Raw genomic sequence first — 22,986 nt, forward strand, 5'->3', positions numbered from 1 at the left:
CCCCCCTTTCTGTTAAGGCGTATACATATTCGGTTTTGGCTGTTCCGCCATGCCGTCCCCTAAAAAGAAGCTTGTGTGCGGCGGCTGATTATACGCGACATTTTGCCAGGCGATGCCAAGCCGGTACACAGGATCGTGCATCAGCGTGTACAGCCTGTGCTCAGTCGGAATGGTCGTGGTGTAAATGCGGAGCGCACTGCTGTCCTCCGTTCGCCACACAACTTCCTCACGCCAGTCACCGAGCAGATCAGCCTGAAGTGCCGGTGTTGCTTTTGTGCCGTTGTTGGCGGCCGCGCCTGACGCAGTCAGCACATTTTTCGATACGCCGTTTTGATAATCCCACTTATCGATTCGGTTGCTGTCCAGCTGTTCCCGCAGCAAGTCGCCGTCCCACCAGATGCCGAAGTTGGTCGAGGATGGAACGCTGCTTCCGATTTTGACTCCTTTCGCTGAGTAAAGAGAACCGTTTGCCCATACTTCCTGTCCCGGGTAACGCGGGTCAATATCAGCAGCCATCCCCCGGCCTACATCCTTGCCGGCATAAACGCCCCAAAGGATTTTTCCGGTTGCCGCATCACGGAAGGATAAGCCGTATTTTGCGTTTTTGTCCTCATGCACCTGAAACACCTCAAGACCAGGCCGGCTCGGATCAAGATCCCCGGTATGGAGGGCATCCCCGTGGCCTAAGCCAGTCGAGTACATGCCTTTGCCATCATGATCAACAGCCATTGAGCCAAAAATGATCTCATCTTTACCGTCTCCGTCAACATCCGCGATGCTCAGGTTGTGATTCCCCTGTCCGGCAAACGCTTCATTTCCCGACTTCGAAGAATCAAGCGTCCAAAGCTTTGACAGCTTTCCGTCTCTGAAGTTATAGGCGACAAGCATGGTTTTGGCATAATACCCTCTAGTCATGATCAAGCTCGGCCGCTGTCCGTCGAGGTAGGCAATGCCGGCGAGAAAACGATCAACACGGTTGCCGTAGCTGTCTCCCCAATCCGACACATTGCCGCGCGCCGGTTCAAAGTTTGCGGTGACAAGCTCTTTCCCGGTTGCACCTTGAAACACAGTGAGATATTCAGGGCCTGAAAGCACACGCCCCTGTTCATTTCTGTAATCAGCATTGGCATTTCCAATCACTTTGCCCGTGCCGTCTTTTGTCCCGTCTGCCGTTTTCATCGCCACTTCCGCTTTTCCGTCACCATCAAGGTCATACACCATAAACTGGGTGTAGTGCGCTCCCGCTCTGATGTTTTTGCCGAGATTGATCCGCCATAATTTCGTTCCGTCCAGTTTATACGCGTCAATCAGCACGTCACCCGTATAGCCATCCTGTGAATTGTCCTTTGAATTAGACGGGTCCCATTTCAGGATCAGCTCGTATTGCCCGTCTCCATCCACATCGCCAACACTTGCGTCATTGGCGCTGTAGGTGTAAGCTTCACCCTTTGGCGTCGTGCCGCCAGCCGGTTTATCCAGCCGGACAGAATGATACGGCTGCGCCCATACGGAGGCTTTTTCAGAAGCCGCCTGTTCGGTTCCGTTTACGATAGCCCGAACCGTATACGCAGAGCCCGCCGATCCGTTTTTATCCACATAGTTCGTGGTTTTGACAGGCACAGCATTCAGCTTTTGCCCGTCTCTGTACACATTGAACGAAACAGATGCGTTTTCAGTGCCAAGAAACCGCCAGCTGACAAAAATGCCGCCGTCCGTCTTGACTGCCACAAGCCCCCGGTTCAGCGCTTCCATCTGCCGCGCTGCCCCTTCAGCTTTCACAGGACATACAGAGGCTCCCATCATCAACAAGACCAGCAACGTAACAGCGGTACATATGAGTTTCCTTCGTGTAATCATCAGACAGCTCCTTCTCATTTATCTGTAAGCGCTTACTTAAATTGGATTTTATGCGTTGCGGGAGCTGTCTTCAATTTCACTTTTTTGCATCTGCCTTTTTCGGACACTGCACTTTTTTGCGCGATTGTCATTTTTTTGTTACCCGGCTTGGCGGTGTTGGACCTCTGTCTTTTGAAACCCTCTGAAAGCAAAAAACATCGACACAAGCCCAAATAAACATGGGCCGTAAAATGGAATCAGGCCTGGGAGCGTATACAGCAAATAAAGGACAAATCCGCACCCGATCAGCATACAGCCGGTCGTCAGCGGCCGCATGGCGCCAAACAGCAGCGCTTGAGGAATATATTTGCGAAGCGGGAGCTGGTAGTGCACATAAAGGGGAAACACATACATCAATGCGACGATATACAAAAGACCCGCAAGCAGCGTGCAGCTCGTCACGGTAAAGGACAGCCAATCCGTACTGGCTGAAAAATAATGATAATTCGCGGACAATATGAGCAAAAGAGCAACAAACGCCAATCCGATCGCATTGACCTTGAGAAACTCTTTTTTGTAGATAGCGAGGAATAACGGAAACACCGGGACATCCTTCTGCCCCATCAGCCATTTCCGAATGACGGCACACATCGCGGCTGTGCTCGGCGCCCAGCCGAAAAGAACGCCGCCCAAAAGCGTAAACAACAGCCACAGCCCGTTGAGCCACGCAATTTTCACCACCGCTTCGCAGCCCGCATAGAGCGCATCCGTTACCGTCGTCTTCATCTTCTCACCGCTTGATGCACAGCAAAATCTTGATAAGCCGCTTTCATGGGCGCCATCTGCCGGAATCCGATTTTCCCTTTCGTTAACACAGGCCCATACGTACTGCCGTCGTCCATCCACTCAAGAATGGGCAGATCATTGATTGAAAAGTGCACATAACCTTTGTCTTTGATGAGCTTCATATGATACGGAGAATCAGCGTCGTCTGGAGAAGGCAGCGGATCGGCTCCCATCGCGGCGAGGTGGAAACCGCGGCTTTTTCTTAAATTACAAGTGCGGAATGCTCTTTCCTCCGCGTATTTTCTGCGGAAATACGACAGATGGAGCGCGTTGATGTCCCCCGAATGATATTCGGGGTATTTTCCCGTTCTTTTCTTAAGACTCGGATCAAACAAATCCTCGCCTCCAATCCCCGCAGCGGAAAAAAACAGCATACACAGTCCCGGCTGCTCAATCGGAGAGAAGTCCCACGTCACAATGACGCCGTCCGGAAAGGTTTCGGGGCACCAAAAGACAAAGTGTGCTTCATCTTGAACATGCGACAGGTGCAAGCGGTGATCGTCAAATGAGATCTGTCCGCCTCCCTCCATCCGCCAGTCCTTCACATCGCTTGCTGACCGGAGCGGATTGCGGTACAGGCACGCGCCTTCCTTATACATATTCTTTTCCCTCCCGGCTCACAAGGTGGTCCTTCAGGGGAAGGCCGAGCTCTTCAATGCCTTCTGCCACAAGCTTCGCAACCTCCATTGCCCCTTCTTCCGAAAAATGCGTATTGTCCTCAATGCCGTCCGGATAATTCGGATGTTCATTCGGCTGAAACCAAACGAACAATCGCTTCGACTCCTCCGGTCCGTATGCTTCATAGAGCTCCTTTGTTTTTGCCAGCAGATCAATCACGGGCACATCAAGCTCCTTCGCCAGTGCTTTCATCGCATCAGGGTACTCGCCGAGCGTATGCTCAATCCGCCCGTTTTCATCGAAGCGTCGGCGCTGCACTGATGTGATAAACACAGGATGCGCTCCCTTTTCGCGTGCCGTATCTGCAAACAGGGTGAGAAATTGCTGAAACGTGGAGTACGGCTTCGTCCCGCGCGGTTTCTGGTCATTGTGGCCGAATTGAATAAACAAATAATCGCCTTGCGTGATACGCTCAGCAATCGACTGAAGCCTTCCTTCCTCCACAAAAGAATTGGTGCTCGCTCCTCCTTTGGCGTGATTGTGCACCTTCACATCTTCAGAAAACAATTGCCCGAATACCTGCCCCCACCCCGCCATCGGCGCTTCATGAGGCGGGCAGTCACTTACGGTGGAATCCCCCGCTAAAAACACTTGAATCGGTTTCTCCATCACATGTTCTCTCCTTTCACGGCGTTTCCTGATACATTTGCCTGAAGACACCCGGCGGCATGCCGACCTGTTTTTTAAAAATCCGATTGAAGTAATTGTGGCGGTAGCCGACTGCTTCTGACACGTCATGAATTTTTTTATTCGTATTCACCAGCAGTTCTTTCGCCTTTTCGATTCTGATTTGGGTTACATAATCAATAAAATTAATGCCGGTTACTTGCTTAAATGCCTTGCTTAACGTATATGAATTCATGCCGAGCGCATCGGCACAGCTTTCCAGTGAAATATCCGCCATATACTGTTCGTGAATCATGGCTATGACACGTTCCGCCAGCTGCTTTTGCTGTCGGTTTTTTCTGCCCTCAAGCTTGGAAAGATAAGGCGTTACGACAGCATCCATCAGCCAAGCCGCCGCTTCACCGGGTTCGCGCAGTTCTGAAATGTCAAGAAGCAGATCCCGATGCTGAAGCAGTTCACTCGGATTGAGCCCGGAATGCAAAATATCCTCCTGAATGCGGGAAAACAGCTGAATCAGGGCGGAGTGCACATGCCTGTCTATAGCCGCCTTTTCCGCCAGTTCCTCCATGCATACACGAATCAGTTCCTCGGCCTCCTGTTTTCTTTCCAGCCGGATAGCCTGAACAATTTGTTTTTCCAGTTCAAAAGGATAATAAGGGGCGGATTGCTCATCCTGAGGAAAGTCTGCCTGCAAATCAATCACCTGATGCCGGTTGGCAAACTGCCTGCGGGATTTGCCGCTTTTCACATCTTGAAATAAAGCAGGGATCTCTGTGACACGCTCCGCCTTCCTGCTCATCGTTCCGGTCAGGCTTAATCCGGTGACATCACCAAATTGGCATGCCAGCTCCGTTACATACTCCTTCAGATCAGAGCTGTTTGTTTTCATCACAAGCACGGTGACGGAAAGCCGGCCGATATCAAGTATGGAGGGATGAAAACAGCGTTTTGCCGCAAGCTCCTCGGCCAGATTGGTCAGTGTAAATACAGCGAGCTGTTCATCCCCTTCACGGAAGATGCTTTTTTCAGAGCGGAGGCCTGTCACCTGAAGATCAAGCACATGAAACACGTTTTCTCCGATGCTCCATCCTGCCTCCTCCATCCGCGATCTGAGGCTTTCCTCGTTGTCATAGTAAAAATCGCCCTGCAAGAGGTGCTGTAAAAAACTCTTTTTCATGTGGGGTGTCTGCCGTAGGAGCTGCTCTTGAAGCTTCCGGCTTTCAAGGGATAAATCATGCCATCTCTTTTCAATCCACTTGAATTCATCCTGCCCGGACGCCTGCCATGTTTTCTTCTCTCCGCCGGTAAACAAGCCAAGCAACTGCTGAATGGGACGATAGATTTTTTTCGATGCATACCACGTCATGCACACCGCTAAGATAATGCAAATGACAAGCATCACGATGATCACTTTTGATAAAAACACCATCGGCGCTGTAATGGCTGAAAGAGGCGCCGCTGACACAAAGGTCCACTTCTGATGCATTCGGTTCATATCCCCAAAGGAGACGGAATACACCGTGCCGTCCCATTCCATCTGAAAATGGCCTTTCTCATCCGGCTGTTTTTGTACCTCTTCAATTAAAGCCTTTTGAAAATCTTTTTCTCCCTCATGAAATAGAACCTTCCGATTTTGATCCAGAAGCAGCGCACTGCCATCAGGATAAGGGGACAAGCTTTGCAGGATCGACTCCATTTCTTTCGGATCAACCGCCAGCATGATCGCGCCGAACGGTTTCTCCGCCGCGCCCGGAATGAGCTGGATCAGCATCGCCTGATTTCCCGACCGGTTCCAATAAATACTGTTGTCTGAGGCAAGCAGCGGGCGATACTTGCGAAGTGCCTCCTGTTCTGTCAAAGCGCTGTATTCGGGGCTCAGCACAAGAGGCCGGGGGCTGTTCAGAAAGATGGAAGCCTGCTCAATCAGCGGCTGCTGGTCCCGTAAAAGAAACAGTTTTTTCGTTAATTGATAGGAGAACGTAAAGTCTTTCTCCAAATCCCTCTCGGCCAATCCGTTCATCAGCGAAGAATCGTATGCCATCTGGGTGAGAGTCAGCTCGAGCACTCCAAGCTTCTCATCCATCCGGCTGACTTCACGCGCCACCTGTGTTTCATGCGATTTCTGCAGCTCTTTCTCTACCTTGTCGATCGAAAGAAAGTAGATAGCGCCGCCAGTCAGCAATCCGGGAATACAGGCAATCAGCAAAATGAAGACAAAGTTTCTTTTGAAATACGTTCCCTTCCAGCGTGAAACCCGTTCCTTCTGTTGAGGCTTTTTTTTCATCCCTTTCCCCCCGCCGCCGTCTTTACTGATACACGCGTTTTTTCGTTCTCAAAACATCAGCAAGAAAAGTCAGCGCAAGTCCCTGTCCCCATCCTTGTATTCGTTTGTAAGGCACCTGTTTGTATCCGTCGGCATTTTTCATGACGGCTGTTCCGGCCGATACCTTGCTGACCCGGCCGTCCTCTTCCACCGCATCCAAAATGGCGGAAAGCGATTTCTGCACGTATTTTGTATAGAGCTTTCCGCTCGACAGCAGAGCAGAGGCAATGCCCGCCGATGCCGACACCTCGAGATACGAATCCGGATCATCCAAAATGGTATGCCACAACCCTGATTCATCCTGAAGCCGGACAAGTGCGCTCAGCTGGTCTCTGAGCGATCCGTCGATGATCATGAAGGAGGGATGCGTCACCTCAATGAGCGGGAGCGCCTTCGCCATCGTGAGTGCTGCCCAGCCATTCGCCCTGCCCCAATAAATCCCTGACAGATGATTTTGCGCTTTGTTGTCCCAGGCGTGGTAGTACAAATTCGTGACAGGGTCCTGAAGCACGTCTTCATGTCCGTGAAACTGGCGCAGACCGTCTTCAAAATAATCCTCGCGCTCCATCACCCGCCCGATTCTCAGCATAAACAGCCCCGCCATCATCAGCGTATCCGCCCATGCCTGCTCAGGAAACACATATTCAGCCGAATTCACCGTATGCTGAAGGATGCCCTCGCCGAAGCGCGGTGCTTTATGCAGCACATATTCCGCCATCTCGCCGGCCGTTTCCAAATACACGTGATCACCCGTCATTTTATGGAGAAATAAAAGCGTATGTCCAATAGATACCCCGTTGATCGAAAGCGGGGGAAGCCCATCCTCCAGCTGTTCATCCACCCACGTTTTTAACAGATTGATATATTCCTCGTTTTCCGTCGCTTCATAAGCCTCCGCCACGCCGTAAAACGCGACGCCGCCCGGCCAATCCCACGCAAAATCCATCTGAAATGTCCGTTTCACGATCCGGTCAATGACGGACGTCACCTTTTCTTCATCAAAAATAAGCTGTGCCATCTGCAACACTCCTTTTATTTTAATCCGGTCGTACTGATGCCCTGAACGATATATTTTTGAAACAAAAAGAATACGAGAATCACAGGCAATAACGAGACTGCTGACATAGCAAACATCGCACCCCAGTTCGAAGCCGATTCCGTATCGAGGAAAAGCTTCAGCGCAAGTGAAACTGGATAAAGCTCCGGCTTATTCAGATACAAGAGCGGCTGAATCAGCTCCTCCCACTTCCAATAGAAAGAAAAAATCGCAGACGTCGCAAGCGCCGGGGCAATCAGCGGCAGAATAATCCGCCAAAAGCAGGCAAAGCGCCCGCAGCCGTCGATTCGCGCGGCTTCATCCAGCTCCTCGGGAATCGTCCGGATAAACTGGATCATCAGAAAGATAAAAAACGCATGCCCGAAAAATTGCGGAACGACAATTGGTTTAAAGGAATTCAGCCAGTCTAATTTCGCAAACATAATATACTGCGGAATCATCAAAACTTCATGCGGCAGCATTAACGTCCCCATCATGCAAGCGAACCAAAACGCTTTTCCCTTAAAAGGGATGCGCGCAAATCCGTACGCAATAACAGCCGATGACAAGACGGCGCCGATTGTGGACAGCCCGACAATGATCGCCGAGTTTTTAATAAAGGTCAGAAACGGCTGTCCCGCAATCCCCTTCCATCCTTCAGCATAGTTACTGAGAATAAAAGGATCGGGAAATAGAGAATGAGAGGTTGTAAAAATACTGGAGCTTTCCTTAAACGAGCTGACAAACAGCCAAATGACCGGGTACAGCAATAACACCGCCAGCGATGCCGTAAAAACATGGAACAGTATGCGTTTGGGCCTGACGCGCCCGGCTTTTTTTCTCTCAAAAACCGGGGCTTCTCTGACAGGCTGGTTGACCGGCTCCATCCATCATTCCTCCTTTGACTCGTAATGAACCCAATATGACGATGTTTTAAACAAAATCAGCGTAATCAGCCCGACAATGAGAAGCATGACCCACGCCATCGCCGATGCGTAGCCCATTTGAAAATAGTTAAACGCCCGCTGGAACAAATAGAGCGAATATAAAAGCGTCCCGTCAAGCGGCCCGCCCTCGCCCTTTGAGATGATATAGGCAGGTGTAAACGTCATAAAAGCAGAAATCGTCTGCATTACCAGATTGAAGAAAATAATCGGCGTAAGAATCGGAAGCGTGATCTTAAAGAAACGCTGCACCCGATTTGCCCCGTCCACGCTGGCCGCTTCCAAATACGAAGACGGAATGTTTTTCAGCCCGGCCAGAAAAATCAGCATTGATGACCCGAACTGCCAGACAGACAGCAGAATCAATGTCCACAGCGCACTTATCGGGTCCTGATACCAAAGAATTTTTTGATCAATCCCGACGAAAAACAGCAGTGCATTGATGACCCCGTCATTGCCAAAAATATTGCGCCACATAATCGCCACGGCCACGCTCCCGCCGATGATGGAAGGCAGATAAAAAAGCGTTCTGTACATGGCCGTTCCTTTTGATGCATTGTTTAAAATGACAGCGATAAAAAGCGCGAAGCCGAGGCGGAGCGGAACCCCGGCAAGCACATACGTAAACGTCACCTTCAACGACTGCCAATACTTTTCGTCACCCGTAAACATTTCCTTGTAGTTGTCGAGCCCGATCCACTTCGGCGCCGTAAACAAGTCATAGCTTGTGAAGGACAGAAACAGGGACGCCCCCATCGGAATCACCGTAAAACAAAGGAACCCGATAATGAACGGAGAAATAAAAGCATATCCCGCCAGATTGTCTTTTCTCATGCTCCGGCTTTTTTTCATTGCGTCAGCCCCATTTCCCGTCAATTATTTCTCTCTAATATCTCATTGGCCTGCTTCCGGAACGTTTTGGCGGCTTTTTCCGGCGATATCTTCTGATACAGAATCTGATCAGACGTATCCTTCAGCAGCTTGATGACCTCCGCGCTTCCCACAGGCTCCGGCGGATCGGCTTTACTGATGTTTTTTGATGCTGTTTCTACATATTCCACGATGTTGGCTTCTTTCTCATTCAGCTTCGGTTTAATCGCATCCGCTACCTTGTCGGATACCGGTACACCCCGCTCGCCTTTGATCAGCATATTTGCTTCTTCATTGTTGACGAAGAAGTCGATAAACTTTGCGGCCTCTTTTTTATGCTCAGAGCTTTTCGGAATCGAAAACAGCATACTCGGCTTCAGCGTCAGCGCCTTTTCCTTCATTTGCTCCGGCGGCAGATAAAGAGACAGCGGCGAGTCTGTCAGCCGGGCAAATCCCAAATATTGATTGGAGTAGTTCCACGTAATCGCTGATTTGCCTTTGACGATAAAGTCGTCCTCCATCCCTTTAATCTGTGCGCTTTCATCAGGTGTTGGGGATGTTTTTGCTTTCACCAGCCTCAGCTGCCGTTCAAAATAATCGACGAACAGCTGATCATCCTGATACGCGAGGCCTGTGCCGTCTTCTTTATAAAAACGCTCACCCTTCGTGCGCAAATAATAAGGGAAGAAAATATCAGGCGGATGCATTCCGTTAGATCCGTAGACGCCGGCTTTTTCCTGAAGATCATACGCCAGCTTCTCGTAATCCTCCCACTTCCAGTTTTCCTGATTGATGGACACACCGGCTTTCTTCAGCAAATCATCATTCGCAATTACAGACAGCACGTTGACACCTAGCGTAAATCCATAGAGCTTATTGTCAATTTTTCCGCCCGACAGCATATTCTCCTCGATTGAACTGACATCAATCGTTCCATCCTTTGTATACGGCGTTAAATCTTCCAGCTGGTTTTTCTTGCCGTATTGTGCCAAATAGGCGGTATCCATTTGAATGACATCGGGAAGCTGGCCGGCGGCAGACATCGGCGCAAGCTTTTTCCAGTAGTCATCCCAGTTCGCAAATTCCGCATCAATATGGACGTGCGGATTCTTTTTCTCATATAGTTCAATCACCTTCGTTGTATAATCATGCCTTGGCTGCCCGCCCCACCATGCGATTCTGAGCGTAATGTCTTCTTTTTTCCCCGATGCCTCTTCCCCCGCAGAACATCCGCTGAAAATAAAGACGCAGACAAGCGATAACAGCACGTAACAAATCTTCTTCAAACCAATCCCCCCTTTAATGTAAGTGCTTACATTTTATTTTAAAGCGTTCATATGGGGCGAAACACTCAAAAAACAGTGACGAAAGTAAAAAAAACAGAGATGGCTATCCTGCGGAAGCGCCTCCCTGTTTTCTTCTGAATTCTGACGGTGTCAGACCTGTATATTTTTTAAAGACGAGACTGAAATACTTTGGATTATCGCCAAACCCGATTTCTTCCGCGATCTCTGAAACACTCACGTCCCGCCTTAATTTCATCTGCTTCATCGCATGCTCAAGACGCACTCGCGTAACGTATTGGGAAAATTTCTCGCCTGTTTCCTGCTTAAATAATTTCCCGAGATAATCAGGATTCATAAACAGCATATCCTTCGCCACCCACTTCAAGGAGAGATTCGGATTTCCGAGCTCGTCGGCAACAAGCCTGATCATTTTTGAAATCACTGCGCTCCCGTGCAGGTCACCAGACGCTTCGGCTGTGTCACGAAACAGCTGCCCCGCGTTCCGAAGTTCTCCCGCCTGGCTGATGGCTATCTGGCGGTTCGCGAAAACGTCCGTCGCCTTGTCAGCGGCGTTCTCCGCCACAGCGAGCACGGTCCACTCTCCGCTGCTGCAAACCGCTGTCAGCGCAGAACCGAATGCCTCTTTGGCCGCGGCATCAACAGATTGTTCCCCTTTTAAAATCAGGAGGCGAACCTTTTTTTCGGCAAGTGAAGGCGGCGGAGACAGCTGGGCTACGCCGGCGATCAAACCCTCCAAGTATTGATCGGCAGCAAAGGAACGGATATGATCGAGCTCATGTTTCAGATGAGCGGTTTTCTTTTTCCGCACCTCATGCTGCTTCAGCTCAGCAATGATTTCCTCCAGCGAGCTGATAATTTGCTGTTCATTGCAGGGCTTCAGCAAATAATGCTTTACACCGTATTTCATGGCTTCCTTCGCATACTCAAACTCTCCAAACCCGGACAGGACGATAAATTGAACCGACGGACTCACGGCTGACACCTTTTTGATCAGCTCAAGCCCGTCCATGCCGGGCATTTTGATATCTGTAATAACGATATGCGGCTGCTTATATAATATCTTGTCATACGCCTCATTCCCGTTCAGCGCTTTGCCGATCAATGAAGCACCAAGCGCCTCCCACTCAATGATTCCTGCCATTCCGTCAAGAATAATCCTCTCATCATCAGCTAGTAATATCTTATACATCACGCCACCTCATTTCGGCACGGTATTGTGATCACAATCCTCGTTCCCTTTCCTTGCTCACTTTGAATGTGCAATCCGTACGACTCTCCGAATGTCAGCCGGATGCGTTCACGGATATTCCAGAGTCCGATTCCTCTTCCGCCCGATGTTTCGAGGATCCGCTCATCCATGCCGGGGCCGTTATCTTCGACCGTAATACAGACACAATTCTTCGTCTTTTTTGCCTGAAGGCGGATGGCGCACGGCCTTGTGAAGGGCTCAAGCGCGTATTGTATCGCATTTTCCGCCAGCGGCTGGAGCGTCAGTTTTGGAATGAGGCAATGCTTCACTTCTTCGTCGATATCCAAAGTGAAGTTCAGGCGCTCTTCAAATCGAAACCGCTGAATGGTCATATAGTGAAGAACGATGTCCGCCTCCTCCTGAATGGTCACTGTATCTTTCTCCATATGTATGCTGTTACGCAGAAGAAAACCGAGCGATTCCACCATTTTTGAGATTTGCTTTTGCTGATTCGCCTTTGCCAGCCAATTGATGGACTCGAGCGTGTTATATAAAAAATGGGGGTTAATCTGGGCTTGCAGTGCTTTCAATTCGGTTTCTTTAATGATAAGCTGCTTCTCCACATTTTCTTCCATAAGTTCATTAATCCGTTTCATCATGACCGTAAAATGGCGGTTCAGCATGCCGGCCTCATCCTGTGTATGTTCTGGCAGAGATAGAGATACACCCGCTTCAAGACCGCCGTGCTGCACCGATTTCATCGCGGACACAAGCTGCTCGATCGGCTCCGTAATGCTGTTGGCGATTTTCCGTCCGAAAAGCAAAACCACACAGAAAAACAGAAGAAAACACGTGCCGATCACCGTTTTCATAAAGGAAATTTTTGCGAACATCTGATCAAAGGGGATGACATTATAGTAGCTCCAATTTTGATAGGATGATTGAAGAAAAGAAATAAAATAACGTTTGCCATTCTTTTTTATCAAGTCATAACCGGGATGCTTTAGCGTCTCTTTTGCAGCCTCAGGCGCAAGCACCGAACCATGTGCCGAATACACCAAATTCCCGCTTTGGTCGGCGATCATCATGTCTCCGACCGAATCGCCCCAATCCTTCGGCAAATCACGAATCATTTGTTTCACATTGACTTGGATCAGCACCATACCCAAGCCATTCAAACTCAGCTGGTGATAAGATCTGATTTGCCGCGCTGAAATCAGGACAGGATCTGAACCGCCGAGCGTCATCCAAAGATTTCTGCCATTTTTCGCTTTGGCTCGTTTAAACACCTCTTCCTGCTGCTGCTCCAAAAGATCTGAAGAACTGCTTCCGGCTGAATACTCTGAGCCGCGGGCATCGATCAAATGAATGGAATCGATGTACTTTTCATCACTGGCATATTCCGCCAGCTGATCCCACAGCTCCTGCTTCATTTGATACTGATCGTACGTATCATCACGATTTTGCATGCTCAGGATGCGCTGAATCTGTTCGTCCGTAATAATTTCATATGACACATCCTCTATCTTCTTCAGCTCGTCTTCGATTCTTTCAGAAGACATCCGCAGCACCTCCGAGGATTTGCGGTAAATCTGCTCATCATACACATGAAAGGCGTATTGCACCCCGCTGTATACAAACAGAAAGGACACGGCCATAATCAGTGAAAGGAACACAAACAGCTTATCCTTAATCTTCATCCGCCTGTACCAGCCAGCAACTCTTTTTTTCATGCCGCCTTTTCTTTCTCCTGCCGCTGATCCATTGACCGAAACGCTTTAAAGGATAGCTTTGTTAAAATCAGGCTAAGTAAACTCCCGCTGAAAAACAGCAAAAATGTGACATGAAACAGCACAAGAAACAACACACCGACAGCTCCCGCCGCCATGAGGAGCGTCACCGCCGGACGGCTGAAGGCAATCAAAAAGCTGATGCTCAGCACCTCTCTGATTTTCACATCAAAATGAGAAAACACCGGGAACACATACAGCACAACAAATGCGAAAATCAGGCTGATGCTCAGGAACACATTGACAAGCACAGGCTGATTCATTTGAGCCGCAATCCGCATATCCGCAAACAGAAACAGGCCGGCTGTCACAACAATAAGCCCGAGGATTTGCGCTGCCCGCCACTCCTTTTTAAACGCCCGAAAAAAGACTGAAAAGACCGGGGCATCTGTGTTCCCCTTCGCCCATTCTCTCGCCACTGAAAACATCGCGGCAGTAGCGGGCATCAATCCAAACACAACCAAACCTGCAAGAGAAAACAAAATCCAAAGCACATTCAAATAGGCTAATCTCATCACCCACGTACAAAAACGATTCAGCCCATTCGTCACACTGTGTATCATCAACATCACCTTCCTGCTACAGAAAACGCTTTCATTTTAAAGTAATATGTATTTCTCCTTCCGAAAGAAAATTCCTGCCGCCCTGTGAAAAATTCGACATCATGAGAGCAGCCGCAGCCCTTATTTTTTCCTGTATCGTTGGATGACCTTTTCAATCAAATATCCGGCAGTGGCCCCGCAAATGACATGAAATCCAAGCACTCCGAGCACTGCCCCCTCCCAGCCGCGTACAAAAACGAGGCTGTACCAAATCGCAAACACGCCGAGGACAACCAGCCCGGCCAACATCCATTCCGGCAACCTTCTGTCAGGAAGCTTCATCCGTACAAAAAACGAGACGCTAGCGAACAGACAAGCCGTCACGATCCCTATCACAAAAAAATTGGCCACATCGCCTGCCCTCCCTTTTAGAAAAAGACAAAAAAGCCTCCTGCAAAGGACGCTTATTCTGCCGAAATCTCTTTCTCAAATAAATGATACCCGGATGCATCGGCACCCATGAATTCATATCCCATACGCCGATAAAAGGAGTGCAAGGCGTCGTTATCAGCGACACAGTCAAGCCGGATCCGTGTTTTTCCCGGATAGTCAACACCCGTCTCTGCCCAATGAAGAACACGCGCGCCAAGCCCCTGTCCTGCAAACCGGCGGCTGACCGCCAGGCGGTGCAAATAAATGGACTCCTCGTGCCCATCATCTCCCCAAAGTGTCCTGTCCCACTCGCTCGGTTCCGGCAGCAGCATCACGACAGCCGCAAGCTCTTCGTCTTTTTTAAACACAAACACATGTCCATTTTCAATTGAACCCGTGATATCATGTGTATCTTGCCCTTCCAGCAGTCCGCTCCATTGGTTAGAGCCCCGATCCCGAAGCCATTCAGCAGTTCGAACGAGCAATCCAGTAATCGATTCCGCATCCTCATACACGGCCGGACACGCGTAAAATCCATCTGCAATCGTTTTACTCTTAATCTTAAAAGATGACATAAAGGCCTCCCAATCAAAAAGTAAGCTTGCACACACCTTGATTATAATGCAGACCTAACAGCAAAAACAGACATTTTCTCTGTATGTAAAAGGGGTGCATGAAAGAGAGGCCCATCTGCCCATTAGAAAAACTTCTTTTTATCCCGTTCTTCTTTTAAAATCTCAACCGCTTCTCTGAAGCGCATAGAATGCACGATTTCACGTTCACGCAAAAAACGCAGGGAATCGTTCAAATCAGGATCATCCGATATATCGATCAGCCATTGATACGTCGCCCGCGCCTTTTCTTCTGCCGCAATGTCTTCGTATAAATCGGCAATCGGGTCGCCCTTCGCCTGGATATAGCTCGCTGTAAACGGCACGCCCGCCGCATTGTGGTAAAAAAGCGCGCCATCATGATTGGCATAGTGATCGCCGAGCCCGGCCTCACGCAGCTGCTCCGGCGTGGCATCTTTCGTCAGCTTATAAACCATGGTCGCAATCATTTCCAAATGGGCAAATTCCTCCGTGCCGATATCCGTTAAAAGGCCGATGACCTTATCAGGAATCGTATACCGCTGATTCAAATACCGAAGAGCCGCGGCCAGCTCGCCGTCCGCTCCGCCATACTGCTCAATCAAATATTTCGCCAGCGTCGGATTGCACGTGCTGACCTTGACAGGGTATTGCAGCTTCTTTTCATACACCCACATTCAGGCATTCCTCCTTATACTTGCCACGGCCAAGGCCCTTTTCCCCAATCCCAATCCTCGCCCGCGGGGCTGTTTCCGAACTGCAGAAGCGGTCCGTAAGAGGATTCGAACTGTCTTTTTAAGTGCCTTGAATAACCGGAGTATTGATTGAATTGCTTCAGCGCGTCTTCATCATGAGGATGTGTATTTAAATAAAGGCTCAGCTCAACAAGCACAAAATCAGCGGCCTGGATTTGCTCAAGCTGACGGTAATATTCGGCATCAATCTTTTTTGCCATGTACGTCTCCCCCTCGATAAGGGTTTTCATAAAAATCATAGAGATCCTTCCAAAGGGTGCCTTTCCTTAAAGCCTCCATTGGCGAGAACTGCTCCATATGCTCAGGCTGAAAGGTCATATAAAGATTAGGCGGCGTTCTGTAATATTTCTTCCCTATGGGCGGACAGGGATCAAAACGGCTGTGAAAGGGCGTGTATGTTTTGATAGGCGTAAACGGCTGCATATCCTTCATTCCGGCTCCTCCTTTCTCAAAAACAATGACCTTAATAGGTATGAGGCAGGAGGCATGATTATGACTGAAACACGACTTAGCTTTTTCAAAAAGAAGACCTTCGGCATCGCCGAAGGTCTTTCTAGATCAATCAGTCCAAAATAAGATCGGGTTTCCAGTATGCAGCATGAGCAGCCGCAAACTCAGTCAGCGAACGGGGTTCTTTTCCCGTCACACACTTCACTGTATCCGTTACCCGATGTTCCGCACCATGGCGAATCGCTTCATCCAGCCCCGCCATAAAACGGGCATAGTCCGCCGGCAAACCTGCTGCCTCCATCCTATTCTGCAGCTCGGAACGAGAAATGCTGACGTGCTCCACCCGGCGTCCCGCCGCAGCTCCGATGATCTCCGCCGCTTCGGCATAGCTCAGCGCCTCGGGTCCTGTCAGAATATGATGTGTTTGATGAGGAACATCATCTATCAAAGCACGCACGGCCGTTTCTGCGATGTCATCAGCGTCGATGAACCCTAGCTTTCCCTCACCCGAAGCCGTGATGATGTGCCCCTCAGTTTGAATAGACATGCGATGCTGGACATTGATGAAGTTTTGCATAAAGTATGAAGGCCTCAGCACCGTCCATTCAGGGAAATCACGTACCGCCCGATGAAGCGCACCAAACACAGGGCCATCCTCAGGGACAACCGACGCACTGAGCATTACCACACGCTCTGCACCGAGCCGCTTTGCCTCCTTTAAAAACGGGAGCACATAAGGAGCCGGGTCAAATACACCGACCGGGGCAACAAGAAAGATCTGTTTCACCTGTTCCAAAGCAGGTGTAAAACTGGACGTGTCCTTCCAATCAAAATACACATACTCAGCATCAGAAAGCGTGCCCTTTTTCCGGCTTGCAATACGCACTCTGTACCCGAGCTCTATTAAACGGCTGGCGATTCGGCTCCCGGTTGTGCCGGTCCCGCCCGTGATTAAAATCGGCTGCTGTTTCATTATTTTCCACTCTCCTCTGTTTGCAAAAATGATCCTCCAAACGCCTCTTTTACGACAAGCGGATTCCAATAATCCTTATAACGCACAATGCGGCCGTCCCTCGTTTCGATGACACTGATATAGCTTTGGCGATAAGGCAGCCCAGTCTCAATCACATGGCCGTCACATTGAAACTCCGCGATGATCGTATTCGTATCTGCTGAGCGGTACACTGTCGGAGCCGTAAACGAAGAAAGGTGAATCTGATCAGGATAATCTTTAATATAATTGTAAATGGCCGCCTTTCCTTCTATTCTTTTTGGTGACCCCTCCGGCGCATAAGGAAACTCAAATACGGCATTCTCATCCCAAAGCTCCGTCCAGCTCTTCATGTCCTTCTCAAGCATATAGGCCATAAACTTTCTCAATGTGTCACATGCCTTTTCAAATTCATTCATTAACATTCATCATCACCTCATTTTTATTTTAGACCATTCAGTCCGAAAAGTGCATACATGGGCAAAGAATCCTTTACCACATGTTAATCAAGCACCGATAAACTTACGTCAACATGGTCCTGAAGCCGGCCCATATCAGCCGTCACTTTGGCGACAAACGTCAGAGACAGCCTGCTCTGATTCAAATACCGGGCAAGCGCCGATATATCATTGTCTTCGCCAGTCAATTCTCCTTGATCCTTCGCTCTTAAAAGCGCCTGATAAAAAGCGTCCTCAAGCTGCTTCGACTGTCCCTCAAAATACCAGGCAAGCTCAGGATCATGCGGGATCTGTTCAATCGCACTGTTAATGATGAAACACGCCTTCGCCCGTTCCGGATCTTTAAGGACATTGACGCCTTCTTGAAAAATTTCACGAATGGCTTCCTTTACAGATCCAGGCGCCTCAAGCCTTTCCATAACGGCAGCATTTTTCCCCTCAAGATACGTTTTCACAGCTGACAGAAACAAATCACGCTTTGTGCCATACGTATCATACAAACTTTGGCGCGCAATGCCTAAATGAGAGAGCAGTTCCTGAAGAGACGTGCCTTCGTAGCCGTACTCTCCGAAAACCTCTATCGCCCTGTGAAGAACAAGCGCCGTATCAAATTCTTTATTCCTCCCCAAAAGGATATCACCTCCTGAAACAAATGTTATCAGTTTCCAGACTGAACAGTCAAGAAAAAGATAAAAAACACTCTTGAACTGCAAGAGTGCCTCTTTTTACATCATCTTTATTTATAGCCGTCTTGTCCCCAGTGGCCCATATGGTGGTGGTGATGGTGACCGTAATTACTATCATGATGATGGTGGTGATGATTATCTTTTCCATCATGATGATGGTGATAATAGTGGTGATGCCCATCGTTCTCATGGTGCATGCCGTAGCTCGGATCACTTACAGTTCCCGGATAGCCTGCATAGCCGCCGCTTGGATAACCGCCGTAGCCCCTGTGTGCGGCATGGCCCGGATATCCGCTGGCCCCTCCATGCATGCCGTATCCTGGGTAGCCTGCATCTTGCATACCGTACCCCTGATGGCCAATACCACAGCCCGGATAACCAAAACCGGGTCCGCCATACATATGTCTAATATCAGTCATATTCATCCACTCTCTCCTTCGCATAGGTTACAGTCCAGAGTATGAGAAGATCTTATAGATCGTATGGGCGGCCGCCTAAACCAGCTAAAAAGAAAAAAGCAGACCATGACAGTCTGCTCACTTCTTATTCACCTAAATCAACGTTATGATACACCTGCTGAACATCTTCCAAATCCTCTAATGCATCAATCAACTTTTCAAACTGTTCCTTCGCATCATCCGGAAGCGTCACTTCACTTTGCGCAAGCATGGTCAGCTCCGCTACTGTAAATTCCTCAACGCCCGCGTTTTTAAACGCCTCCTGCACCGCATGGAATTGATCTGGCTCAGCATATACGATCACGCTGTCATCCTCTTCTAAAATGTCACGGACATCGACATCCGCTTCCATCAGGATTTCAAGCGCTTCGTCAGCTGTTTTGCCTTCTACACCGATTACAGCCGTCGCATCAAACATGTAAGCAACAGATCCGCTCACACCCATGTTTCCGCCGTTTTTCCCGAACGCCGCACGCACTTCCGGCGCCGTACGGTTTACATTATTCGTCAGCGCATCAACGATAATCATTGATCCGTTCGGCCCGAAGCCCTCATAACGAAGCTCATCGAAATTCTCTTCCGCTCCGCCCTTCGCCTTCTCGATCGCACGTTCAATGATATTTTTCGGCACGCTGTAAGTCTTCGCGCGCTCAAGCACAACCTTCAGCGCCTGGTTGGATTCCGGATCAGGCTCTCCCTGTTTCGCCGCCACATAAATCTCACGGCCAAACTTCGCATAAATCCGACTCGTATTCGCGTCCTTAGACGCCTTCTTCTCTTTAATATTGTTCCACTTACGGCCCATGATGCTCCACTCTCTTTCATATATATCAATCTGTATATTGTTATTCACTTTATCCATTATACCTCAAATGGTTTGGTTGTTTCGAGTGTCTTGCGTTAGAAATAGAAGGAATGCCGCGGTGTGGAGAATCGAACGTCTTCCGTAAAGCAAGAAAAAAGCCCTAGCTAAGGGCTTTCTTCTTCTGATCCATGAGCTTGTAAGGGGAATGATCGATATACGTCGTGTTTCGATCCGTTGATTCCTTAAAGCCGCCGGAGTTTGCCAAGAAAGGAAACGAAATGCTTCCGAAAATAAGGGTAACACCAAGGCACATCAACACTTTTTTCTTAATAAGCATATAAACACTCTCCTTTTTGAATATCTTCTTGCGCTTTTAGCACTTTCCGATAAAACGCAGCAGCGTGCTCAAAATGACAGCGGCTTTCAAAAACAGCGGCAGCGCTGCGGGCACATGCTTCAATGTAAGCGTGCAGGTTCTTTTTTTCGAAATAGGCTAACATCTCAAGGATTCTGGTCTCATCAACACTCTCTTTGTAGACGGCCTGCAAGAACAGATACAATTCTTTATAAAATTTGTAAGAACTCGCATTTGGATATGTTCTAATATGGCCTAATCCTTCCTCTATGAACTGAAACGCCTTCTGTGTTTGGCCTGTTTTACATAATGTCCAGCTTAATCCAAACAAGACGTTCGGAAGCAGATCAGGGACCGTTTCTCTGCTTACCTTCGCTGCTTTTTGGAAGTGTTCTATAGCCATCTGATCGTCTCCTGATCTGTCATAACTGTTCGCGATGTTCAACAAAGAAATGGCGATAAACCGGTCGTTTTGAATGTCCATGGCCAATTCCAGCGCCGCTTCTAAATGCGGCAGCGCTCTACCATAATGTTTGAAATCATCATAGTTGCCGGCGATCACAAACAAGCTTTGTATGGTTCTAATGCTGTATAGAGGATGGTTTTGATAAATGTCTAAGGCTTGAAGAATATGATGCATCGACACATGGGTTTGCTTCATGTGATAATACGCTTCTGCCACTTTAAAATGGAATTCCGCTTTCTCGATTTCATCTGACACAAACGGCAGTTCTTTCTCCGCCTCGCGATAAAACCCGATTGCTTCCACATATTCTTTTTGATCAAATTCATACATGCCGCGGAAAAACAAAGAGTAGTATTTCAAAAGGCCTGTGAGTTTTTTCTGAGGAGTCTCAATCGTTTCCAGAAGCTCTGTCACTGTAGGACGATTCCCGTATGTTTGTCCCGGCTCCAAATAATCCAGCATCAGCTGGTGCCGAAAACACATCAGAGAATAATAGATCAGCAAATCCTGATCCTCTTCCATCTGCTGAATGTCCTGCTCCACCTCCGCTTTCAGAACCTCAGCATCCGGAACACTGAACTGGCGAATCATCTTGTACCATTCATTAATCTTAACACCGACACGCGAAGACGGTATGGCTTGACTCAACGGCTTCCCTCCTTCTCTGTGAGATATGTCATATTCTATCAATCCCAAATTTTGAAAACAACACAGAAGGAAGAAATTGTTTTTTCATCCTGTCAATTTGTTTTTCCCCGCAAAAAAAATACCCTTTGCGCAAGGGTCCATGTCATTCTTATTTCATATACGTATTCACTAGCTCGTAATAGCGCTCTTTCGTCTGTTTAGCAAGTCTTCTGTTTGGACGACTCGGATAATGAACCGCCGCCCTCCTCATCATATCGTTTCTGGGCCGAAGCATCTCTATCCTTAATCCATTGCCGCTATTCATTTTTTAAATTCGCCATGTCTGAAGCAGAAAGCTGCTTTTGCAGCACGCCGTATATCTCGTTCAGCAATCCGTCCCACATTTGATAATTGTAACCGTAATCCTCAATCATCTGATAATCACTTTGATAGTCATTGTGCTTTTCTTTCTGTTCTGTCGCTGACAATTTGGCAATATAATCTGCTTTTGTGCTTCCCATTGTCTGCTCACTGCTCTGTGTATCTAAGGTATCAGTTGACTCGGTTTCCTCAGTCGTCTGAGCCGTTTCTTGCTCCGGAGTCTCAGCTTCGTCTTTACCATCACTCCAGGCTGGTATCCTTTGAGCTGATCACCGCCTGTCTTTCCCCATTCGAACTTTTCACATTGAAAAGATAAGCTGTTCCGCCGGCAGCCTTCGATTCATAGGATTTCACGAATTCCGCTGTTTCTCCGTTTCTCGACAGAATCGTTTTCGCTTCTTCTTTTGTCAGCTTGATATCGTCACCTTTAAGCGACTTGCTGTCCCACTTGTTTATCTTCCAATCGCCATCTTCCTTCACCAGTTCAAACGTCCATGACGTGCCCATGTTGTTTAATTCTGTTGCCGTATCTATTGATGAAGCCTTTATCTTATTCTTGTCCTGTTCATATGTAAAACGCACATCGAAATCAGTGTGGGGTGAAAAGGAGCATCGCACTCACAATAGTACTCCCCGGCCAAATCCTTTAACGTCTGATCAGCAAATATCTCTGTTGCATAAGGCAGCACATCAGGCCGCAGCTTGCTAAAGTCCGCCTTGTTTGCCGTGCTCCATCCGTTTTCTTTTCCCGCTTTATCAAATGCATTAAAGATCGAATCAATATCGTTTTTTAAAGCAGATTTTACTTCCTGCTCCGTCAGCTTCACAACACTCGCTTTCTTCACGGTTTGCTTTGCTTGATCCTTATCAGAAGCTCCGTTATCCGAACACGCCGATAATAGAAATAAAATAGATAAAAGCAACGCCCCCAATTTATAACTCATCGTCTCTTCTCACCCTTCTGTTCTCTCATGGTAGCTTTCTTATTTTATAGGTCTTTTATAGGTTTTTAAATTTAAAATCTATATCTAGACAAACTAAGTATAGTTAGGGGCGTATTGTTGCAACAAAAAAGCTACCCTTCATAAAAAGGATAGCTTTTTCTTCATCTAGTCCATTTACTAGAATATACTGTTTGCATATAGTCTGAGTGATTCCAATTATTATAAAGTTTTAGTTTCACTCTAGTCGATGCAGATTTTTTTGCAATGTTTGTGAATGTAACATTTAATTTTCTACCATATGATGCATTTCCAGAAGCTGTATCGATTGTTTTCCAAGAACCGTTTGTATAACGCTGCAGATATAATTTGCAATAAGCAGCACTTTCCCAAGTTCCTGTTCTTCCCATTTCAACTGTAGTATAAACATTCTTATAGTTTTCTGATGTGTGAATATAAGATTTTGATTCTACAGTTGCATGAAAAGTAAAACTCGTAGTTTTACTAACAGCCTTGGCTGAATGACCCGATCCAATGAATACTAGTCCAAATGCCATCACACCCGCAAGAACTAGCGTCATCAAATGATTTACTCTTTTCACT

27 protein-coding genes and 1 pseudogene are annotated in these 22,986 nt (G+C 48.1%); all 28 read right to left on the reverse strand.

Features of this window, described 5'->3' with window-relative positions; translation table 11 throughout:
* Nucleotides 1–12: 12 nt before the first annotated feature.
* Nucleotides 13–1,857, reverse strand: coding sequence for a rhamnogalacturonan lyase (gene rhgW, locus KHQ79_RS16575; RefSeq protein ID WP_472771074.1), 1,845 nt, complete (start codon nt 1,855–1,857; stop codon nt 13–15).
* Between the two features lie 138 nt (nt 1,858–1,995).
* Complete coding sequence (locus KHQ79_RS16580; RefSeq protein WP_003240013.1) at nt 1,996–2,622, reverse strand: YesL family protein; 627 nt, start codon at nt 2,620–2,622, stop codon at nt 1,996–1,998.
* On the reverse strand, nt 2,619–3,281 hold the full coding sequence (locus KHQ79_RS16585; protein ID WP_225516122.1) for a YesU family protein: 663 nt from the start codon (nt 3,279–3,281) through the stop codon (nt 2,619–2,621). Before KHQ79_RS16585 ends, KHQ79_RS16580 begins: the two co-directional genes overlap by 4 nt.
* Nucleotides 3,274–3,972: a rhamnogalacturonan acetylesterase gene (gene rhgT / locus KHQ79_RS16590; RefSeq protein ID WP_080030867.1), complete on the reverse strand. Its 699-nt coding sequence runs from the start codon at nt 3,970–3,972 to the stop codon at nt 3,274–3,276. The genes KHQ79_RS16585 and rhgT overlap by 8 nt, the downstream gene beginning before the upstream one ends.
* Before the next feature lie 13 nt (nt 3,973–3,985).
* Nucleotides 3,986–6,271 (reverse strand): transcriptional regulator YesS, encoded by a 2,286-nt coding sequence (gene yesS, locus KHQ79_RS16595; protein ID WP_225516124.1) that lies wholly within the window; start codon nt 6,269–6,271, stop codon nt 3,986–3,988.
* A gap of 22 nt (nt 6,272–6,293) precedes the next feature.
* Nucleotides 6,294–7,328 (reverse strand): rhamnogalacturonyl hydrolase YesR, encoded by a 1,035-nt coding sequence (gene yesR / locus KHQ79_RS16600; RefSeq protein WP_225516126.1) that lies wholly within the window; start codon nt 7,326–7,328, stop codon nt 6,294–6,296.
* Nucleotides 7,329–7,342: 14 nt separating this feature from the next.
* On the reverse strand, nt 7,343–8,233 hold the full coding sequence (locus KHQ79_RS16605; protein ID WP_225516128.1) for a carbohydrate ABC transporter permease: 891 nt from the start codon (nt 8,231–8,233) through the stop codon (nt 7,343–7,345).
* Between the two features lie 3 nt (nt 8,234–8,236).
* Nucleotides 8,237–9,166 (reverse strand): carbohydrate ABC transporter permease, encoded by a 930-nt coding sequence (locus KHQ79_RS16610; RefSeq protein ID WP_080030868.1) that lies wholly within the window; start codon nt 9,164–9,166, stop codon nt 8,237–8,239.
* Nucleotides 9,163–10,446, reverse strand: coding sequence for an ABC transporter substrate-binding protein (locus tag KHQ79_RS16615; RefSeq protein ID WP_060398109.1), 1,284 nt, complete (start codon nt 10,444–10,446; stop codon nt 9,163–9,165). The genes KHQ79_RS16610 and KHQ79_RS16615 overlap by 4 nt, the downstream gene beginning before the upstream one ends.
* A 103-nt stretch (nt 10,447–10,549) precedes the next feature.
* Entirely contained in the window at nt 10,550–11,656 is a 1,107-nt protein-coding gene (locus KHQ79_RS16620) for a response regulator transcription factor (RefSeq protein ID WP_225516130.1), read from the reverse strand.
* The gene (gene yesM, locus KHQ79_RS16625; RefSeq protein WP_225516132.1) at nt 11,656–13,389 is read right to left on the reverse strand and encodes a two-component system sensor histidine kinase YesM; all 1,734 of its coding nucleotides are present in this window, start codon (nt 13,387–13,389) and stop codon (nt 11,656–11,658) included. The genes KHQ79_RS16620 and yesM overlap by 1 nt, the downstream gene beginning before the upstream one ends.
* Nucleotides 13,386–14,015: a YesL family protein gene (locus KHQ79_RS16630; protein WP_225516134.1), complete on the reverse strand. Its 630-nt coding sequence runs from the start codon at nt 14,013–14,015 to the stop codon at nt 13,386–13,388. Before KHQ79_RS16630 ends, yesM begins: the two co-directional genes overlap by 4 nt.
* Nucleotides 14,016–14,129: 114 nt before the next feature.
* Nucleotides 14,130–14,430, reverse strand: a pseudogene (locus tag KHQ79_RS16635) (YesK-like family protein).
* Nucleotides 14,431–14,452: 22 nt separating this feature from the next.
* Complete coding sequence (locus KHQ79_RS16640; RefSeq protein ID WP_119913525.1) at nt 14,453–14,995, reverse strand: GNAT family N-acetyltransferase; 543 nt, start codon at nt 14,993–14,995, stop codon at nt 14,453–14,455.
* 122 nt (nt 14,996–15,117) lie between these two features.
* Nucleotides 15,118–15,687, reverse strand: coding sequence for a spore coat protein CotJC (gene cotJC, locus KHQ79_RS16645; protein WP_003240039.1), 570 nt, complete (start codon nt 15,685–15,687; stop codon nt 15,118–15,120).
* Nucleotides 15,688–15,701: 14 nt separating this feature from the next.
* Nucleotides 15,702–15,965 carry a spore coat protein CotJB gene (gene cotJB / locus KHQ79_RS16650; protein WP_003240040.1) on the reverse strand — a complete coding sequence of 88 codons (264 nt, stop codon included), beginning with the start codon at nt 15,963–15,965 and terminating at the stop codon, nt 15,702–15,704.
* Nucleotides 15,949–16,197: a spore coat-associated protein CotJA gene (gene cotJA, locus KHQ79_RS16655; RefSeq protein ID WP_003240042.1), complete on the reverse strand. Its 249-nt coding sequence runs from the start codon at nt 16,195–16,197 to the stop codon at nt 15,949–15,951. The genes cotJB and cotJA overlap by 17 nt, the downstream gene beginning before the upstream one ends.
* A 130-nt stretch (nt 16,198–16,327) precedes the next feature.
* Nucleotides 16,328–17,191, reverse strand: a complete 864-nt coding sequence (locus KHQ79_RS16660; RefSeq protein ID WP_119913733.1) for an NmrA family NAD(P)-binding protein — start codon at nt 17,189–17,191, stop codon at nt 16,328–16,330.
* Nucleotides 17,188–17,631 (reverse strand): nuclear transport factor 2 family protein, encoded by a 444-nt coding sequence (locus tag KHQ79_RS16665; protein WP_119913732.1) that lies wholly within the window; start codon nt 17,629–17,631, stop codon nt 17,188–17,190. Before KHQ79_RS16665 ends, KHQ79_RS16660 begins: the two co-directional genes overlap by 4 nt.
* Nucleotides 17,632–17,708: 77 nt before the next feature.
* Nucleotides 17,709–18,293, reverse strand: coding sequence for a TetR/AcrR family transcriptional regulator (locus tag KHQ79_RS16670; protein ID WP_225516138.1), 585 nt, complete (start codon nt 18,291–18,293; stop codon nt 17,709–17,711).
* 107 nt (nt 18,294–18,400) lie between these two features.
* On the reverse strand, nt 18,401–18,769 hold the full coding sequence (locus KHQ79_RS16675) for a spore coat protein (RefSeq protein ID WP_225516275.1): 369 nt from the start codon (nt 18,767–18,769) through the stop codon (nt 18,401–18,403).
* A gap of 124 nt (nt 18,770–18,893) precedes the next feature.
* On the reverse strand, nt 18,894–19,613 hold the full coding sequence (locus KHQ79_RS16680; protein ID WP_032732215.1) for a YebC/PmpR family DNA-binding transcriptional regulator: 720 nt from the start codon (nt 19,611–19,613) through the stop codon (nt 18,894–18,896).
* A gap of 160 nt (nt 19,614–19,773) precedes the next feature.
* Nucleotides 19,774–19,950: a phosphatase RapH inhibitor PhrH gene (gene phrH / locus KHQ79_RS16685; protein ID WP_060398102.1), complete on the reverse strand. Its 177-nt coding sequence runs from the start codon at nt 19,948–19,950 to the stop codon at nt 19,774–19,776.
* Nucleotides 19,940–21,082, reverse strand: coding sequence for a response regulator aspartate phosphatase RapH (gene rapH / locus KHQ79_RS16690; RefSeq protein WP_225516140.1), 1,143 nt, complete (start codon nt 21,080–21,082; stop codon nt 19,940–19,942). The genes phrH and rapH overlap by 11 nt, the downstream gene beginning before the upstream one ends.
* A gap of 296 nt (nt 21,083–21,378) precedes the next feature.
* A complete protein-coding gene (locus tag KHQ79_RS16695; RefSeq protein ID WP_225516142.1) occupies nt 21,379–21,582 on the reverse strand; it encodes a lysozyme inhibitor LprI family protein in 204 nt (67 codons plus the stop codon).
* A gap of 100 nt (nt 21,583–21,682) precedes the next feature.
* The gene (locus KHQ79_RS16700; protein ID WP_225516144.1) at nt 21,683–21,949 is read right to left on the reverse strand and encodes a hypothetical protein; all 267 of its coding nucleotides are present in this window, start codon (nt 21,947–21,949) and stop codon (nt 21,683–21,685) included.
* Between the two features lie 38 nt (nt 21,950–21,987).
* On the reverse strand, nt 21,988–22,386 hold the full coding sequence (locus KHQ79_RS16705) for a hypothetical protein (RefSeq protein WP_225516146.1): 399 nt from the start codon (nt 22,384–22,386) through the stop codon (nt 21,988–21,990).
* 161 nt (nt 22,387–22,547) lie between these two features.
* The gene (locus KHQ79_RS16710) at nt 22,548–22,985 is read right to left on the reverse strand and encodes a hypothetical protein (protein WP_225516148.1); all 438 of its coding nucleotides are present in this window, start codon (nt 22,983–22,985) and stop codon (nt 22,548–22,550) included.
* Nucleotide 22,986: the final 1 nt, after the last annotated feature.

This window comes from Bacillus sp. TSO22, assembly GCF_020223595.1.
GTDB classification, from domain to species: Bacteria; Bacillota; Bacilli; order Bacillales; family Bacillaceae; genus Bacillus; species Bacillus inaquosorum.

Excerpts from the sequence above, each read along its gene's own strand:
- rhgW (WP_472771074.1), bottom strand. The coding sequence starts at position 1,857 with ATGATTACACGAAGGAAACTCATATGTACCGCTGTTACGTTGCTGGTC.
- KHQ79_RS16585 (WP_225516122.1), bottom strand. The coding sequence starts at position 3,281 with ATGTATAAGGAAGGCGCGTGCCTGTACCGCAATCCGCTCCGGTCAGCA.
- KHQ79_RS16680 (WP_032732215.1), bottom strand. The coding sequence starts at position 19,613 with ATGGGCCGTAAGTGGAACAATATTAAAGAGAAGAAGGCGTCTAAGGAC.
- KHQ79_RS16580 (WP_003240013.1), bottom strand. The coding sequence starts at position 2,622 with ATGAAGACGACGGTAACGGATGCGCTCTATGCGGGCTGCGAAGCGGTG.
- KHQ79_RS16605 (WP_225516128.1), bottom strand. The coding sequence starts at position 8,233 with ATGGAGCCGGTCAACCAGCCTGTCAGAGAAGCCCCGGTTTTTGAGAGA.
- cotJA (WP_003240042.1), bottom strand. The coding sequence starts at position 16,197 with ATGAAGGATATGCAGCCGTTTACGCCTATCAAAACATACACGCCCTTT.
- KHQ79_RS16695 (WP_225516142.1), bottom strand. The coding sequence starts at position 21,582 with ATGGGAAGCACAAAAGCAGATTATATTGCCAAATTGTCAGCGACAGAA.
- KHQ79_RS16630 (WP_225516134.1), bottom strand. The coding sequence starts at position 14,015 with ATGTTGATGATACACAGTGTGACGAATGGGCTGAATCGTTTTTGTACG.
- cotJC (WP_003240039.1), bottom strand. The coding sequence starts at position 15,687 with ATGTGGGTGTATGAAAAGAAGCTGCAATACCCTGTCAAGGTCAGCACG.
- cotJB (WP_003240040.1), bottom strand. The coding sequence starts at position 15,965 with ATGGCAAAAAAGATTGATGCCGAATATTACCGTCAGCTTGAGCAAATC.
- KHQ79_RS16675 (WP_225516275.1), bottom strand. The coding sequence starts at position 18,769 with ATGACTGATATTAGACATATGTATGGCGGACCCGGTTTTGGTTATCCG.
- yesR (WP_225516126.1), bottom strand. The coding sequence starts at position 7,328 with ATGGCACAGCTTATTTTTGATGAAGAAAAGGTGACGTCCGTCATTGAC.
- KHQ79_RS16665 (WP_119913732.1), bottom strand. The coding sequence starts at position 17,631 with ATGTTAATGAATGAATTTGAAAAGGCATGTGACACATTGAGAAAGTTT.
- KHQ79_RS16705 (WP_225516146.1), bottom strand. The coding sequence starts at position 22,386 with ATGAGTTATAAATTGGGGGCGTTGCTTTTATCTATTTTATTTCTATTA.
- KHQ79_RS16640 (WP_119913525.1), bottom strand. The coding sequence starts at position 14,995 with ATGTCATCTTTTAAGATTAAGAGTAAAACGATTGCAGATGGATTTTAC.
- KHQ79_RS16700 (WP_225516144.1), bottom strand. The coding sequence starts at position 21,949 with ATGGGCACGTCATGGACGTTTGAACTGGTGAAGGAAGATGGCGATTGG.
- yesM (WP_225516132.1), bottom strand. The coding sequence starts at position 13,389 with ATGAAAAAAAGAGTTGCTGGCTGGTACAGGCGGATGAAGATTAAGGAT.
- yesS (WP_225516124.1), bottom strand. The coding sequence starts at position 6,271 with ATGAAAAAAAAGCCTCAACAGAAGGAACGGGTTTCACGCTGGAAGGGA.
- phrH (WP_060398102.1), bottom strand. The coding sequence starts at position 19,950 with ATGCTTATTAAGAAAAAAGTGTTGATGTGCCTTGGTGTTACCCTTATT.
- KHQ79_RS16620 (WP_225516130.1), bottom strand. The coding sequence starts at position 11,656 with ATGTATAAGATATTACTAGCTGATGATGAGAGGATTATTCTTGACGGA.